We start from the raw sequence: 16899 nt of genomic DNA on the forward strand, positions 1-16899 counted from the left end.
TTAAAGGGAAAGTGCCTCGTAATCAACGAGACACCTTTACGACGGCCGCTGTTCTGTCGAGGAGCAGCGGCCTTGTCATTTTTGTTAATCGGTTTTGCCAGATGCCGAAGCCATCCGCTGTCCAATGCTGCCGCCAGCATGGGGAAGGATTCCCTCCTTGGCGCAATGGCGCGCCTTCATCGGGTTTGGCTTGGGATTTTTGTTGGCAGGTATGGCTCCTTTGCGAGCAAGCCCGGTCCCACATTTGAAATGCTCAAGGTGTGATGCCCACTCCGGGTATTACATTCAGGTTCATAATCGCTCTTTCTTCCCCTGTAACCAGATTTCTACAGTGATAGTACGGATTGGGGTTGGGCCAATAAAGGATCGACTCATTAGACCAGTAGAATGAATTACCCAATGGCCAACGATTTCCAAAAGAACTGCTTATTGCTCGTAACTCGCCCATTGAAGGCAACCTCAGGCCTCGACTTTTTGCCTCATCCCCTACCCTGGACAACCAGTTTGCGCTTAATCCATAACATTGCGTAACCGCTGTTACCGACACCAAATAGCTTTTCCTTTGTCCCGCCTGATCCGTTACCGAAATCGTTGCACTGTCGTTACCTCGCACGGTGACGAGCCCACTTTGAGCATCCACGACAGCAACGTTGCCATTACTAGAGCTATAAACGTAAGGAGGTTGGCCACCACTCGCCTGGTGCTGCACCGAAGTGCCTGGGCCGAAGGCTGGCAATACAGGGCTTCCCGGAATGAGATAAATCCTGCCGCTCAAGGTTACGGGGGTGGTATTGAAGTACAGCGGCGGTATCACCGGCAGTACCGTAAAGGTACGAGCTGGCTGAGACTCCTGGCCGGTGCTGACAGCTTTGACTTTCAAGGAATGACCACCCTCAAGCACCGCCAGTGTGGTATTCCATTCGTCGCCGATCGCTCTCACTTTATGCTTCTCAGTGGTGTTGTCGTAGACCTGCACCTCGTGGTTGGGTGTCACCTTGCCACGCAAGTTGACCGAGGTCCTTTTGGTTGTTCCACCATTGCCGATTTCACTGACGCCGTCATGCACAGACGTCAACGTCGGCGCGATGTGGGCGGCGACTTTGAAGTCTCGCGCCGGGCTTTCCACCGGAACCGCGGCATACAGTGCCCGGGCCTTGAGGCTTTGGTCGCCGATCGTCAAATGAGTGACAGACGCCGTCCATTGTTTATCGGCATTGACGTTGACCGGCGAGCCGACGGCAGTGCCATTGTTGTACATCTGGATCTGCTCGCGCGGGGTGGCTTCGCCTTCGACGGTGACCGCGTTGTCATAAGTCGTTTCATTCGGTTCCACCGCGCCGACCGAGTCAGTGACCGTGGTAATCGTCGGTGAAATAAAGGCTGCAACAGAAAAGACTCTGGGCGGGCTCGACTCTGGATTGCTGCCATAGTCGCCCAGCGCAGTGAGGCGGTAAGTGGTCGACAGGCTCAGGTTATTGAAAACGTATTCCCAATCGCCGCTGGCGATGACATCGATCGTATCGATGGCCGTGCCGGCGTTGCGCAGAATAATCTTTTCATTCGGGCTGGCCTTGCCCGTTAGAGTGACGCTCCGGTAGTAGGTCGTACCGTCGGCGGCGACTTCACCGCGCAGGTCAGTCACGCGAGAGATCGTCGGCGTGACCGCTTGTGCCACGACAAAATTGCGCGGCGGACTGGTCGCAGGGTCAATCTCGTACAACGCCTCGGCAGTGAGGCTGTAGGAGCGAACTTTCAGATCGTTGAGGCGGTGGTTCCAGTCACCCTTATCGTCGACATCAAGGGTAATGAGCGGCTGTTTGTTCTCCAGCAGTTTGACCTGCAGGTTTGGCGTCGCGCTACCCGCTATCAGCACACTGTTGTCATAGGTGGTGGTCCCATGAGCGACATCCCCCCGGGAATCGCTGACCGAAAGAATCGCCGGGGTCTCTGCAAATTTGACGGTGAATGTTCGCGGAACGCTGGACACCGGGTCGGCGTCATACATGGCCTTGGCGGTGATGCTGTAGGGTTTCTCGGTCAATGGGCCGATCTCGCTGCGCCACGTGCTGTCGGCTTCCACCAGCGCCGTGCCCATCGATGTCGTCGGTCCATCGAACAGCTCGACCGTTTCGCCTCGCGTAGCGGTGCCGCTGACGGTGACCTTTTCATCGCGGGTTTTGCCGGCCTCTTCGACATCGCCCCGCGAGTCCGTCACGCCGGTGATGACCGGTTGCACGTAGTCGTAGCGGGTTCTGATGGTCAGGGGCAGTTGTGGGAATACGCAGGCAGTGCCCTCCTCGGTACTGCCATCGAATGTCACTTTGCAGATCAAACTGGCGGGCGTGGAGTGGCCCAGTTTCATCAGTTCGCTTCTGAGCAAGGTTTCGTTGAGGCCGCTGCTGACTTCGGTGGAGGTTATTTCCCGACCGGGGATTAGCGGGATAGTCAGGGACGCGCTTGAAGTTGTTTGTCCTGTCAGGTAGAACCAGACGCGCTGTTTCAGTGCAATAAAGGGCCATATAGCAAGGATGGCTTTAGCATCGCCACTGAATGTCATCAGATCCAGGATGTTGTCCTGTGCCTGGGGTACTCGCGGGTGGGGCAGTTCGTTTTCGGGGTCCTGAAAATCTGAAACGTACATGTCGAGCATTTGCGAGGGCGTTGTGAGGGTATAGCGGGTTACTTCGTATTCAACCATCACCCTTTTCGCAATATTGGCGCCAATCACTGAAGGGGGTAAATGGAATTGCACGGTGCCTGTCGGACTGCCTGGCAGCTCCAGGTCGTCTGAGGTTCCCGCGCCAGGCGTCCCTAACCATTTCAGACGGATCATATCCTGAGCCGGGTTCATGCTGGGGTAGCTGACTTTGACGTCCACCCCGTTCAAACCATCCTTCGGGTTGAGGATTTTGTCGGGCGCCTGTACCACCTCGGGCGGCGGTAACTCACCGACCAGTTCTCCTATAAGCAAATTGAGCGTGGCCGAGTGCTCGTACCGTTTGTTCGAGGCACGCAATAGCGTGTAGCGCACTTTCACGTACTGGCCGATGTTGGCCGTCACAAACTCTGCATCCACCCGAAAACGTACCGGTTGACCAGCAGTTACTGTGGTGATGGGCAGCCAGTCGCTGGTACTGGCAAAAGGATTGGGACTGCGCCAGTAATAAGTCAGTACATCACCCTTGAGGGTGTTCGCTTCGGCGATCAGCACATGGACAATATCGAACACCTTCGACGGATCCAGCACATCCCCCGGCGGATCGGCCTCTTCCACGACGGGTGCCGGCAGCGTCGCCCGGGCCTTTTCGACCCTGGCCAGCAACCGCTCGGATTCCCTGATGTCGAGGAGGCCGGGTGCATCGTTCGCGACCACGTAGAAAAGGTCGAGCGTGCCGTTATCAAGCACACTGATGTGCTCGGAATCGATGAAGAACGTGACCAGGCCTTCCTTGGCTTCGTTGTCGCTGACGATATGCGGAACTTCATGCAGATAGTCATCGCCATTGGACTTGATGCCGGTCCATCTCAGACAGATCAAGTCGCCATTTTTCATGTCGTAGCGCACGTCGACAGTGGCGTAAAGCTCGTCCGGTTCGAGGGTATCGCCGATCAATTCTCGAATGCTCGGCTCCGGGAGGATGTTGACGTCGCCCTCTACCCGCGCAATGGTGCGCTTGGAAGACACCGGGTCGCCCCCGTCCTTTTTGTAGCGGATATAAGACGCATCGGCGCGACCCTGGGCGATGGCCCTGATCAACTCATAGGGCACCGGGATTTCCAGCACTGAGGGGACGTTATCAATGTCGCGGGTTTCGCTGCAGATGATCGGCTCACCGTTATTTGGCGGCGTGCCGATGAAGGTCATTTTCACGCTGTCGCCCACAGCGAAGTACTCGCTGCTGACATGGATCTGTATCGTCACCGGCAGTTTGTTCAGATCCCTGATGGTAATGACGCCGTGGATGGCTTCCTTGATGATCGGGGCCTCCAGACGCCCGCCCCCCGCGTCCACATTAATGTAGGTGCGTTTGGAGTGGCGGTCGGCCCAGTTCCAGACTTCGTCATTGATGTCGTACTTGATTTCCCGTCTGAGACCGTCGCTGGCACCGAGGATGGCGTCCTGATCAATGAGGATCTCGATCGGCTGCTGGCCGTCGGCTTGCGCCGGCGTGATGGGGTGTGCAGGAAGCGAATAGTCGCCCAGCTTTAAGCGGACCTGATCGTTACGCGTGCAAAACACATAATGAGGGATTGTGGCCAGCACACCTTTTTTAGCCCATTCGGCGTCTATCACGCCCTGTTCGACCAACTCGGGCGGCAGTTGCACGATGTTCAACTCTGAATGGCCGTCGGGCAAATGCGGTTCCTTGTCACGATCTCCCGGCCTGTCAAGCTTGACCCATATCCGCAAGGCCGCCGAGGGTGGGTCGGGTACAGTTGCGTCCACGCGGGTCAGCACATAGTGGCAGTTTTCAATCCACCCCGACTCGACAGGCGTCGGCAGATAAAAGAACACCCGTTGGTTGACTTCGTCGGCCTCAACGAATCGTTCGAGCACTTTCTCGTTGTTCGCATAGATCTCAAGCTTGTCACCGTCGCTCATGGGAGGCAGATAAGGATTGATGACGCACTGCAAGCCGTTGGGGTCATCGGTGGCGATCTTGATGCTGATCCCGCCATCGCCGTCTTGCACCGGCTCGACCATTCCTGGAATCAGCAGGGGACGCAGTGCCAGTGTTGCGGTGCTTTCCGTGAGGGGAGGGAAGCGAAAATTCTTGTGAGAAGGCATCAGACAAGTCCTCTTGAAGAGCATTCAGGCGTCGCGTGGCGACGACCGGTGAAATCAGGCTCATTGAGGATCAGGGATCTTTCAGGCTCGGGGGCGTTGGCGAACATGGAAATGCACTCCTGTCGGATGATGGAGTGATTGAACCTGTGTGGATCGGTTTGCGCACCTGTCAGATCTGACAGGTGCATGTGGGAATCAGACGAGTGGTATCAACGAGGCACCGTTTCCCGCTCGTAATTCAGCGGCGTTCAAGGCTTGCGAAGTGTCTTCTGACGCACGATATAAATCGTCACCAACACCGCACTGGTCAGCATGAAACCCCGCGCCCACGGCAGTGGCACGAGGTAGCACGAGAACAGAATGCTCGCCCACATCAGCCCGATCGCGTAGACCTTGCCCTTGAGCGGAATGCCGTTGCCGTCGAGGTAATCGCGGATCCATGGCCCCAGCCGTGGATGTTCGACCAGCCATTGATAGAAACGCGGAGAGCTGCGCGCGAAGCAGGCTGCGGCGAGCAGAAGGAAAGGGGTGGTGGGCAGGACGGGCAGGAAGATCCCGATCACCCCCAATGCCACGCTGAGCCAGCCGACGGCCAGCAGGAAGTAGCGCAACATCAGGGGGCGGTTGCCTATGGGGTTGTCCATAGGCCGGATCTTAGTGGTGACGTGGCTTGAGGATCGCCGGTTTTTCGTCGGGTGCCTGGCACAGCAGGTACAGCGCGGTCAGGGCTTCCGGAATCTGCACGATCATGTCGTCCATCAGGTTGGCGTCTTTGGCGATGTCTTCGAATTCTGGCTGTTCGTCGAACAGGCCCGAACCGACCATGATCGGCAGCAACATTTCGCTGACTTCTTCTTCGGCGGTTTCGAACCACGCCGCTTCACGCAGGAATACGCCTTCCATGAAGCCAATGCACCAGCCGCGCAGTTCGGAATCGTCCGGATCATCGCCCAGATCCAGTTCGCACGGCAGCTCGAATTCTTCATCCGAAGCCAGTTGACGGGCGATGTGCGCCTTGAGGCCGATCAGGGTGGCTTCGATCTCTTCGCGCTGGGCGTCGCTGCTGTAATGCGGCTCTTCGGCGAACAGCGCGTCGATCCACTCGCGCTCCGGCACGTCTTCGGCGCAGATCGACAGGGCGGTGAGGTAGCCGTGAGCGGCCACGTAATCCAGCGCCTCGTCATGCAGCTCGTCGGCGTCGAGGAAAACTTGCAGGCGGGTCAGTTGCTCAGCGAAGGACATTACGGGGCTACCTTGGGGAATAAACAATGCGGGAATTCTAGGCCTTCTTGCGCGCTCAAGCCAGCCGCATGGCAGATTTGCCGCAATTGCCGGGCCGCATGCCAAACCAGTGGGAGCGAGCCTGCTCGCGAAAGCGGCGTATCAGGCACCTTTGTATCGACTGACCTACCGTATTCGCGAGCAGGCTCGCTCCCACAGGGTTTTGTGTGTGGCAGGTTTATCAGTGTCTTATCAGCGGCACCCTGTGCAGGGAAGGGCTCGGGTATACTGCCGCGTTTTGCGATCCCTGCCCGCCTTGCGGCTGCCGTGCAATGCGCTCTTACGTTTTGTTTAAGCAGCCTTGGCTGTTCTGAACCAGCCTGCGCAGGGATGTATTGGTAGATTTTTGGAGTTTTTATGCTCGAACAGGCTCAACGCGTCCTCAAGGACATCTTCGGCTACGACAGTTTCCGTGGCCGTCAGGGTGCAATCATTGAGCGCGTGGCCAGCGGCGGTGATGCGCTGGTGCTGATGCCTACCGGTGGTGGCAAATCCCTGTGCTTCCAGGTGCCGGCGCTGTTGCGCGATGGCCTGGCGGTGGTGGTATCGCCGCTGATCGCGCTGATGGACGATCAGGTCGCCACCCTCGAAGAACTCGGTGTGGCCGCCGCAGCGCTTAACTCCACTTTGAGCGCCGAGCAGCAGCGTGACCTTGCGGCGCGGATCAAGCGCGGTGAAGTGAAGATGTTGTATCTGGCGCCCGAGCGCCTCGTGCAGCCGCGCATGCTCTCATTCCTGCAAGGCCTGAACATTGCGCTGTTCGCCATCGACGAAGCGCACTGCGTATCGCAATGGGGCCACGATTTCCGTCCGGAATACCTGCAACTGGGCCAGTTGGCCGAGATGTTCCCCGACGTACCGCGCATTGCCCTGACCGCCACCGCCGACAAGCGTACTCGCGAAGAAATCGTCACCCGTCTGCATCTGCAGAATGCCGAGCGCTTCCTGTCGAGTTTCGACCGTCCGAACATCTTTTACCGCATCGTGCCCAAGGAGCAGCCGCGCAAGCAGTTGCTGGCGTTCCTGGCCGAGCGGCGCAGCGATGCCGGCATCGTTTATTGCCTGTCGCGCAAGAAAGTCGAGGAAGTCGCGGCGTTCCTCAGCGAGCAGGGCTTCCCGGCGCTGCCGTACCACGCCGGTCTGCCGAACGATCTGCGCGCCTTCAATCAGAAGCGCTTCCTCAACGAGGAAGGCCTGATCATGGTCGCCACCGTGGCGTTCGGCATGGGCATCGACAAGCCCAACGTGCGCTTCGTCGCGCACCTTGATCTGCCGAAATCCCTTGAGGCGTATTACCAGGAAACCGGGCGCGGCGGCCGTGACGGTCTGCCGGCGGATGCGTGGATGGCCTACGGTCTGCAAGACGTGGTGATGCTCAAGCAGATGCTGCAGAACTCCGAAGGCGACGAGCGGCACAAGCGCCTTGAGCAACACAAGCTCGACGCGATGCTGTCGCTGTGCGAAGAAACCCGTTGCCGTCGTCAGACCCTGCTCGCGTACTTCGATGAAGACATGCCCGAGCCGTGCGGCCATTGCGACAACTGCGTCGACGGTGTGCAGACCTGGGACGCCACCGAGCCGGCGCGTCAGGCATTGTCGGCGATTTTCCGTACCGGTCAGCGTTATGGCGTCGGTCATCTGGTTGACGTGCTGCTGGGCAAGGACAACGAAAAAGTCCGCAGTTTCGGTCATCAGCATCTGTCGGTGTATGGCGTCGGCAAGGCGTTGAGCGAGAGCGAATGGCGCTCGTTGTTCCGCCAGTTGGTGGCGCGAGGTCTGGCGGATGTCGACCACGAAGGTTATGGCGGTCTGCGTCTGAATGACAGTTGCCGACCGCTGCTCAAGGGCGAAGTGAGCCTGGAGCTGCGCCGCGACCTCAAACCACAGGTCACCGCCAAAACTGCCAGCAAGAGCCCGGCCAGCCAATTGGTGCGCGGCGAAGAGCGCGAACAGTGGGAAGCCTTGCGCGCGCTGCGCCGCAAACTGGCCGAAGAACATGGTGTGCCGCCGTACGTCATCTTCCCCGATTCGACGTTGCTGGAAATGCTGCGCAGCCAACCGACTTCGCTGGCGGAGATGGCTCGGGTCAGCGGTGTCGGCGCACGCAAGCTGGAACGCTACGGCGATGCCTTCCTCGAAGTGCTCGGCGGCGAGGTCGAGGCGCCGAAAGCGGTGGCCGATGTGCGCCATGAGCTGATCACGCTGGCTCGCGCGGGGATGACGCCGTTGCAGATCGCCGGTCAGTTGCAGTGCTCGGAAAAGAATGTGTACACCATGCTTGCCGAAGCCATCGGCAAGCAACAGTTGTCGCTGGAGCAAGCGCTGGACTTGCCGGAAGAGTTGATGGGCGAAGTGCAGGACGCGTTCCTTGATGGCGAGGGCGAGTTACCATCGGTCGCCGAGGTTGCGGAGCTGTTTGCCGGGCGTGTGCCGGAAGGCGTGCTGTATTGCGTGCGGGCTGCATTGCAGTCGGAATTCGAGATGTAATTTGGCCGCCTACCCTCACCCCAGCCCTCTCCCAGAGGGAGAGGGGGCCGACCGAGGCGTCTGAGGTTTGACATCGACCTGAAAGAACCAGTCGATTATGGATTCGGTAAAGCAGGATCAGGTCGGCGTAACCCTGAAGCATCCCCCATTCAGTCCCCTCTCCCTCTGGGAGAGGGCTAGGGTGAGGGCCGTCCAATTCTGGATTCAGCAAAGCACTCCCAGGTCGCTGAATCTCTAAAGCATCCCCCATTCAGTCCCTTCTCCCTTTGGGAGAGGGTTAGGGTGAGGGCCTTCCAATTCCGGATTCAGCAAAATACTTCCAAGTCGCTGAATATCTAAAGCATCCCCCATTCAGTCCCCTCTCCCTTTGGGAGAGGGTTAGGGTGAGGGAGCCTCGAGATGTAACGATTCAGTACAGACCGCCACTTGCCTATAACTGCAGCTCATGCTTAGCTGGCTAATAATTAGAAATTTCTTATTTTAAGTCTAACCGTGAGTGTTTTATGCCGTTAACCGATCAACACCGCTTTGGCATGCAACTGGCCCAGATGTCGCGTGGCTGGCGTGCCGAACTGGATCGACGCCTCGCCGGGTTGGGGCTTTCCCAGGCGCGCTGGCTGGTGCTGCTGCATCTGGCGCGTTTTGAAGAAGCACCGACCCAACGCGAGCTGGCGCAGAGCGTCGGCGTCGAAGGTCCGACTCTTGCGCGCTTGCTCGATAGTCTGGAAAGTCAGGGCCTGGTGCAACGCCAGTCCGTGATGGAAGACCGCCGGGCGAAAAAGATCGTCCTCTGCGCACCGGCCCTGCCGCTGATCGAACAAATCGAAACCATTGCCACGCAACTGCGCCACGAATTGTTCGAAGGCGTCGACGAAGCGGATTTAAAGGTGTGCATGCGGGTTCACGGGCACATTCTGGCTAACCTGGAAAAATCTTGAGGCACATCCACGTGCCGGATCTTTGAGAGATCGCGCTGAGCCGACTATAAGAACTACTGGGCAATATCGTGTTCGTACCGGATGTGCGAACGCATAGAAGTCGGTTTTGCTTATTTAAGGGATGCTCATGCTCGCAAGTCGGCACGTGGTACTGCGCAGTGGCGCCAAATGGTTGCTGGTCGCTGGCATATTCAGCTATTCGGCCGGGTCGATGGCCTTGGGGCTGGGCGATATCACTGTTCATTCAGGCCTCAACCAGCCGCTCAAGGCCGACATCGCCCTGATCGATGTCGGTGGGCTGACGCAAAACGATCTTTCGGTGAGCCTGGCCACGGCAGACGAGTTCGCTCAGGCCGGGGTCGAGCGGGTGTTTTTTCTCAACGACCTCAAGTTCATTCCGATTCTGCATGGCAATCGCCAGATGATTCGGGTGACATCCAGCAAACCGGTCAACGAACCCTTTGTGAATTTCCTTGTGCAGCTCAATCAGCCCAATGGCCGGTTGCTGCGTGAGTACACGGTATTGATCGATCCACCGGGTTCACCGGGTATCGTACCGGCCACTGATGAGCCGGATCCGCGTGCGCAATCCTCCGAATTCCCCACCGTCGAACCTGCCGTGGTTGCACCACAGGCGCCTCAAGCCAAGCGCGATACCGTGCCAGCACCCACGCCTGCGACCCCGCCCGCCAACGATGCACTGGCCGAGCAACTGGCTGCCAGTGTGTTGCTGAATCAGCAATTGCAAAAGAGCGTCGATGAGCTGAACGCCAAACTGCAAACACAGGATGTGCAGATTGCCGCTGGCAAGAAGCAGATTTCTGACCTGCAAACGCAATTGGTCGAACTCAGGAAAGCACCGCCACCGACCGAGGCAACCCCTGCACCTGTCCCGGTGGTGGCACCTGTTGAGTCCACAGATGACGGTTTGAACTGGCCATTGCTCGGTGGCCTGGTGCTGTTGCTGGGGGCCTTGGCCGGGTTGTTCGTACACCGTCGACGGCAACAACAGATACCGACTGACGAGCCGCTGCCGCTTTTGCCGCATGGGCGTGAGCCGGACGTAGCTGATGCCGAAAGCGCAGAACCCGTCAGTACCCATGCTTCAGCCCAACACCGCGAAGAACCGGCGGCGGGCGATGTGCTGGAGGCGGTGGGGATCTATCTGGCGTATGGCCGACTGGGCGAAGCCGCCGGATTGTTGCGCGATGCCTTGCACAAGGAACCGGAGCGCACCGACATCGGTTTGCAGTTGCTTGAAGTAATGGGGCGTCAGGGTGACAGCGCCGCGTATGAACAACAGGAAAGTCATTTGCGTGAGCAGGGCGTGGATACCCAGACGTTGCAGGATGTTCGCGCCCGACATCCGAAACTCGCGGTTACCGCAGCGTTGGCCGCTGTGCCGCCGATCGTGGCGGCGGTTCCTGTTGTTGCAGCACAACCGGCGGCTGAAGCTGATTTCGAGTTGAATCTGGGCGAGCTGTCGATGGATTCCAGTTGGGATCTGGAAGACAGCCGCACGGCCACTACTGAACCAGCGGCAGACACCTCGGCGCTCGGCTCCGGTCTGCAAGTGCTGCCACAGGACTTTGAATTGCCGCAAGCGTCCAGCGAAGATCCTGAGCTTGAGTGGATCCCTGAACCGGACGCCGGGCCGCTGGATGAAGATTTTCTCAATGAGTTTGCCGATGCCGAGCCTTCACTGGCGTTGCAACCGTTGGACTTGCAGGAACCCGAGCCGCTACACGACGAAAACTCCGGCAAGCTCGAACAGGCGCAGACGTGCATTGACGACGGCGATATCGACAGTGCGATTGCGTTGCTCAATGAGTTGCTCAAAGAGGGCGATGAGCCTTTGAAGCAAACGGCGCGGACGTTGCTGGCGGGGATTCGCTGAACCCCTGATCGATTTGCGGTGGATCTGATACCGTCTTCGCGAGCAGGCTCGCTCCCACATTTGAACTGTATTCGCAGAACCATTGTGGGAGCGAGCCTGCTCGCGAAGACTGACGGTCAGACAACACCAATTCCTGACCCCGGTCAGAAGGTCTGCCCCAGATTCAGATAAACCGCCTGCTCATTCGCATCATTCAACCCATAACTGAAATTCAACGGCCCCAGCGGCGTGTCAAAACCAATGAACACGCTCGCGGCGTTGATGTAGCCACTGTCGAACTCATTGTCGTTGTTCCACGCTCGTCCACGTTCCAGCGAGGCGCCGGCATACAGCGGGAAGTCCAGCGGCAGATACGAGCGCGGCGTCAGACGGCGGTAATACACCGCGCGCATCAGGCTGATGTTCTGCCCGGAAATCGCGTCTTCACGAAAGCCCGACAACTGCCGCGCACCGCCGAGCAGGAAGCTTGAGGTCACCACGTTGGCATCATCCAGCGTACGCCCGTAGCGCCCGCCGAGAATCAGCGTATCCGGGCCATGGCTCATGGCTTTATCGATTTTAAAGTCCCACTGTCGATAGCGCGTGTCCGACCCCAGGCCCGGTTCAAACTGCGTCAGCGTCAGGCTGACGTCCTTGCCTTCGTGAGGGAAGTACACGTTATCCAGTGAGTCATAGGAATACTTCAGCGCGTAAAAGCCTTCGTTGAAGTTTTCACTCGGCAGATCCTGATCGCCAATGCGCACATCGGCCTTGCCCCAGGCCTCGCCAACACCGAAGCGCACCTCGCCGTTGTTGCCGATCTGTCGGCCGAAGTTGAGGCCGAACCCGTAGCGCTCGACGCGATACTGCGCGATCGGATCGTTGTCGAGCACGGCTTCAACGTTCTGCGCTTCGAACGAGGCGTACGGCGCGACGAAGTAACGCGAGCCGACGTCCAGCGGTTGGTAGAACTCGGTGTACAGCTCTTGTTTGTCGCCAATTTGCGCGCGGGTCAGCCATTCCGCGCCGAGGCGGTTGATGCCGTTGATGCGGTAACTGGCGCCGAGGTTGAAGGCGCTGTCGCCGCGCATGTCATCCGACAGATTGAGGCCAACCCGCAAGTAATCGGTGCCGCTGCGTTTACCCCGGGCGCTGATCACCAGCGTGTGATCCTGGCCCTTGTGCACCACGCGGTATTGCACCTGCTCGAAGTAATCGAGGCCGTACAAGGTGCCCATGTCCGAATGCAGACGCCCCAGATCCAGCGGTTCGCCGATGTGCTGGCGAATGTAGTAGCGGATCACGTCGTCATCGACTTTCGAGTCGTTCTCGACGCGGATCGCGGTGATGATCGGCGTGCGTTGACCCGGCGAGCGCGCGGCGTTGAGTTCGGCGTCCTGAGAGTCGACGGGTTTGAGCACGGCGAGGCGTGCGTCGAGGATTCGGGTGGCTCGGTAACCGGCGTCGATCATCTCCTGAGCCTTGCCGAAATCGGTGACGCCGAACGCCGCCAGCGCCGGCTGGATCAGCACATCGGAAGGCTTCAGGGCCGCCAGTTGTTCTTCGGAGTTGCTGCGCGTCATCAGGGTGATCGACTGGTTCAGTACATCGACCACGGTGGTCAGTTGTTTGCGATTGCGCAGCGGCGTGCCGATATCGACGACAATGGCCACGTCAACGCCCATCTCACGCGCGACATCGAGTGGAATGTTGTCGGTCATGCCGCCGTCCACCAGCAACCGGCCATCGAGTTCGACCGGGGCGAATACCGCCGGGATCGACATGCTCGCGCGGATCACTTGGGGCAAGTGGCCTTTGCGGAACACCACTTTTTCGCCGTTGGCGATGTCGGTGGCCACGGCGCGGAACGGGATCGGCAGTTTGTCGAAATCCCGGGTGTCGCTGGTATGCGCCAACAGGCTTTCCAGCAGCAGCGCGAGGTTCTGGCCCTGAATCACGCCCAGGGGCAAGCCGAGACTGCCGTCGTCGCGAAAGCTGAGTTTCTGTTTGACCAGAAAGTCGCGGTCATCCTGCTTGCGCCGAAACGGCACGTCTTCACGCGGCGGGGCGTCGGACAGCGCGGCTTGCCAGTCGATGTTCAGCGCGAGTTTTTCCAGCTCATCGATCTTGTAACCCGAGGCGTACAAGCCACCGACCACCGCGCCCATGCTGGTGCCGGCAATCGCATCGATCTTGATGCCTTGCTCTTCCAGGGCCTTGAGCACCCCGATATGCGCCAGCCCGCGCGCGGCACCGCCGGACAGCACCAGGCCGACTTTTGGCCGTGAAGCTTCACCGGCATGGACAAGCAGAGGAAGGAAACCAAGCAGCAGGCAGAACAGCAGACGGCGCATTGTGAGTCTCGGGGCAAGCATTAAAGCCGGCTATTATAGCGGCGCCCTCTGTCTCAGGAGTTTCAGCAAACATGACTGTCGCAAAAGCAGAAGTTGTCATCACCTATTGCACCCAATGCCAGTGGCTGCTGCGCGCCGCGTGGCTGGCGCAGGAACTGCTCAGCACCTTTGCTGATGACCTCGGCAAAGTCTCGTTGGTGACGGGCACCGGCGGAGTGTTTCAGATTACCTGCGCGGGCGTGCAGATCTGGGAGCGCAAGGCTGACGGCGGCTTTCCGGAAGCCAAGGTGCTGAAGCAGCGAGTTCGCGATCAGATCGATCCTGACCGCGACCTCGGTCACAACGACCGCACTCAGTGAGACGCGGCCTCGGCGGCGACGGTTTTGTTGTCGGCGCTGCCGGACATCCGCGCGGAAACGACGATGGCGATGATGATCAGTGCGCCGCCCATCAACATCCGTAGCGTCGGGTTTTCGTTGAACAGCAGCCAGGCGATGGTAATGCCGTAAACCGGCTCCATGGCAAACACCACCGCCGCCGTGCGTGCTTTGATCACCGCCAGACTGGCGACGAACAGGCTATGAGCGACGCCGGTGCAGAACACCCCGAGCAAGCCGATCCAGAGCCAGTCCAGTGCGCGCACTTCGCTGAGTTGCGGCGCTGCAACCGGCAGCAGACACAGCGCCACCACCACGTTTTGGCACAGTGCCGCTTGCACCGCCGGGATGCGCCCGGAGCTGGCGCGGTTGGTCAGTGACAGCAGCGAGAACAGCAGGCCCGACAACACCGCCCAGAGCAGGCCGGTGGTTGCGCCGCTGGCCAGATCGAACGCCGGGGTTACCAGCACCAGACCAACCGTTACCAAGACAACGAGGATGATTTCATTGGCGCGGATGCGTTCGCGGAAAATCAGCCCTTCAAGAATCACCGTAAAGGCCGGGAAACTGGCAAAGCCCAATGTTGCGATGGCGACACCGGCGACCTTCACCGAGATGAAGAAGCTCACCCAGTGCCCGGCCAGCAACACACCGCTGAGGGCCAGACGCCGCCAGTCCACGGCCTGCAGTTTCTGCCAGCCGCTCTGGCTGGCGAAACGGGCGAAGAACGCCAGGGCAAGCACGGCGAACGCAGCACGACCGAAGACGATCACAGCGGGGGAGGCGGCAGCGAGTTTGCCGAACACACCGGTCAGGCCAAACATCAAAGCACCGATGTGCAGAGCGCCGAGGGCGGTACGCGGAGTCATTGCAATCCTTCTATCTCAAACACGATTCTTGATCGTTCCCACGCTCTGCGTGGTAACGCCTCTAGGGACGCTCTGCGTCCAGTGACGCGGAGCGTCACGGCTGCATTCCTTTGCTGCGCGTGGGAATGATCAGCAGCGGACACATAATGAGCCGGGGGAGGTCGAAAGTCTGTCGGCAGACTATCGTCTTTTGTCGCCGGAATCGCGCCGAAGCTGGCCGGGCGATGCGCTGAACTCACGCAGGACCGCGGCCGAGAAAGCACTCTGCGAGCTGTAGCCGACGCGACTGGCAATCTCGCCAATCGGCAGTGCGGTGTCGCGCAGCATTTGCACCGCCAGATGCAGGCGCCGACTGCGGATGTAATCCATCGGCGTCTGCCCGCATTCGGCCATGAACCGTGCATGCAGGCGCGCGCTGGACAACCCGGCCACGCGCGCCAGATCGGCGACTTGCAGCGGATAAGCGGCGTTTTGCTCGATGTGCGCATCCAGCGCGGCGTAGGGCAGGCGACGCGCGACGAGTTCGCCAGGCTGCGCATGATTGAGACTGGCCAGCAGCAACACCGCGCCTTGCTGCGCGATCAACGGATCGCTGACCGGACTGTTCGCCAGCCAGCTGACCAACTGGCTTTGCCGCGAATCCAGTGACAGGCGCGCAGGTTGATCGAGCAGGCGGTGACTGGCCTCGGCATGCTCGCCGAGTGAATCGGTCACCCATGGCCCTTCAGGGATATCCAGCACCAGACAGCGGCTGCCGTCGGGGCTGCCGCAAGCGTGATGCGCACCAGAAGGAATCACCACAAAACTCTGCTGACGCACCTGGCTGCCGCAACCCTCGACCTCGAAATCAAGCGCACCGGACAGCCCGAACACCAGTTGCGCGTGCTCGTGGCTATGCACAATCAAATCGTGGGTGTACTGACGCAGGGTGAGGATCGGGCGCATGGCAAGGTTCTCCGGGCAGGTCGCCAGTCTACACCGGCGCACGCAGATTGCGTTGTCACAGGACTGACTCGCACTTGTCATGGTCGATTAACCGGGCAGGCGCAGAGTGGCGAAAACATCGCAGAGGGTTGCCCATGACCAGCGCCGAGCTCGCCAGACCCAGCCGTAAACAACGCGTGCGCACCCTGTGGATCTCCGACGTGCACCTGGGCACGCGCGATTGCCAGGCCGAGCACTTGTCGCAATTTCTCAAGGGCTATCACGCCGACAGGATTTATCTGGTCGGCGACATCATTGACGGCTGGAAACTGCGCGGCGGCATGTACTGGCCACAAGCACACACCAACGTGATCCGCCGCTTGCTGACCATGAGCAAGCGCGGCACCGAGGTGATTTATGTCACCGGCAACCACGACGAATTCCTGCGCCGTTATTCGAAGCTGATTCTGGGCAACATCCAGTTGGTTGACGAGGCGGTGCATGTCACGGCCGATGGTCGACATCTGCTGGTGATTCACGGCGATCAGTTCGATGTGATCACACGCTATCACCGCTGGCTGGCGTTCCTTGGTGACTCCGCCTACGAATTCACCCTGACCCTCAATCGCTGGCTCAACCACTGGCGTGCGCGCTATGGCTACGGTTATTGGTCGCTGTCGGCGTATCTGAAGCACAAGGTGAAGACGGCAGTGAGTTTTATCAGCGACTTTGAAGAAGCCATCGCCCACGAATGCGTGAAGCGCGAGTTGCATGGTGTGGTGTGCGGGCACATTCACCACGCCGAGATCCGCAAGGTGGGCGAGGTGGATTACCTCAATTGCGGTGATTGGGTGGAGTCGTGCACAGCGCTGATCGAGCATTGGGACGGCACGATCGAGTTGTATCGACTGGCAGATGCGCAGGCGCGGGAGGCGGAGCTCAAGGCGGCCAAAGTCGCTGAACTCGCCTAATGCTCTGGTGATTGAGAGGGCCTCATCGCGAGC

11 protein-coding genes are annotated in these 16899 nt (G+C 59.4%); 5 read left to right on the plus strand and 6 right to left on the minus strand.

All coding sequences use genetic code 11. The features are described from left to right. Window positions 1–253 precede the first annotated feature (253 nt). The 3 genes from QOM10_RS07775 to QOM10_RS07785 form a co-directional block, all read right to left on the minus strand. Entirely contained in the window at window positions 254–4789 is a 4536-nt protein-coding gene (locus tag QOM10_RS07775; protein ID WP_316917830.1) for an Ig-like domain-containing protein, read from the minus strand. A 248-nt stretch (window positions 4790–5037) separates the two neighbouring features. Beyond that, entirely contained in the window at window positions 5038–5433 is a 396-nt protein-coding gene (locus QOM10_RS07780; protein ID WP_127926265.1) for a YbaN family protein, read from the minus strand. A gap of 10 nt (window positions 5434–5443) precedes the next feature. Continuing rightward, window positions 5444–6031, minus strand: a complete 588-nt coding sequence (locus QOM10_RS07785) for a YecA family protein (protein ID WP_127926266.1) — start codon at window positions 6029–6031, stop codon at window positions 5444–5446. A 396-nt stretch (window positions 6032–6427) separates the two neighbouring features. Between QOM10_RS07785 and recQ the strand changes: the two genes are divergently transcribed. The 3 genes from recQ (at window position 6428) to QOM10_RS07800 (ending at window position 11392) form a co-directional block, all read left to right on the plus strand. Further along, window positions 6428–8557, plus strand: a complete 2130-nt coding sequence (gene recQ, locus QOM10_RS07790) for a DNA helicase RecQ (RefSeq protein ID WP_127926267.1) — start codon at window positions 6428–6430, stop codon at window positions 8555–8557. Window positions 8558–9060: 503 nt separating this feature from the next. Next, entirely contained in the window at window positions 9061–9495 is a 435-nt protein-coding gene (locus tag QOM10_RS07795) for a MarR family transcriptional regulator (RefSeq protein WP_007919713.1), read from the plus strand. A 127-nt stretch (window positions 9496–9622) separates the two neighbouring features. Then, window positions 9623–11392 (plus strand): FimV/HubP family polar landmark protein, encoded by a 1770-nt coding sequence (locus QOM10_RS07800; RefSeq protein ID WP_316917831.1) that lies wholly within the window; start codon window positions 9623–9625, stop codon window positions 11390–11392. A 143-nt stretch (window positions 11393–11535) separates the two neighbouring features. Here the strand turns inward: QOM10_RS07800 and QOM10_RS07805 are convergent, their stop codons facing one another. Then, window positions 11536–13725, minus strand: coding sequence for a patatin-like phospholipase family protein (locus tag QOM10_RS07805; RefSeq protein ID WP_150749275.1), 2190 nt, complete (start codon window positions 13723–13725; stop codon window positions 11536–11538). A 71-nt stretch (window positions 13726–13796) separates the two neighbouring features. Here QOM10_RS07805 and QOM10_RS07810 point away from each other — a divergent pair, with 71 nt between their 5' ends. Then, window positions 13797–14084, plus strand: a complete 288-nt coding sequence (locus tag QOM10_RS07810) for a SelT/SelW/SelH family protein (protein ID WP_316917832.1) — start codon at window positions 13797–13799, stop codon at window positions 14082–14084. Here QOM10_RS07810 and QOM10_RS07815 read toward each other — a convergent pair. After that, complete coding sequence (locus QOM10_RS07815) at window positions 14078–14971, minus strand: DMT family transporter (RefSeq protein ID WP_160038747.1); 894 nt, start codon at window positions 14969–14971, stop codon at window positions 14078–14080. The two genes, QOM10_RS07810 and QOM10_RS07815, sit on opposite strands and share 7 nt — an antisense overlap. A gap of 180 nt (window positions 14972–15151) precedes the next feature. Further along, window positions 15152–15916, minus strand: coding sequence for an AraC family transcriptional regulator (locus QOM10_RS07820; protein ID WP_316917833.1), 765 nt, complete (start codon window positions 15914–15916; stop codon window positions 15152–15154). 134 nt (window positions 15917–16050) lie between these two features. On the opposite strand from QOM10_RS07820, the gene QOM10_RS07825 reads away from it, so the two are divergent. Further along, a complete protein-coding gene (locus QOM10_RS07825) occupies window positions 16051–16866 on the plus strand; it encodes a UDP-2,3-diacylglucosamine diphosphatase (protein ID WP_095122780.1) in 816 nt (271 codons plus the stop codon). Window positions 16867–16899 lie beyond the last annotated feature (33 nt).

Source organism: Pseudomonas sp. P108, from assembly GCF_032613195.1.
Taxonomy (GTDB): domain Bacteria; phylum Pseudomonadota; class Gammaproteobacteria; order Pseudomonadales; family Pseudomonadaceae; genus Aquipseudomonas.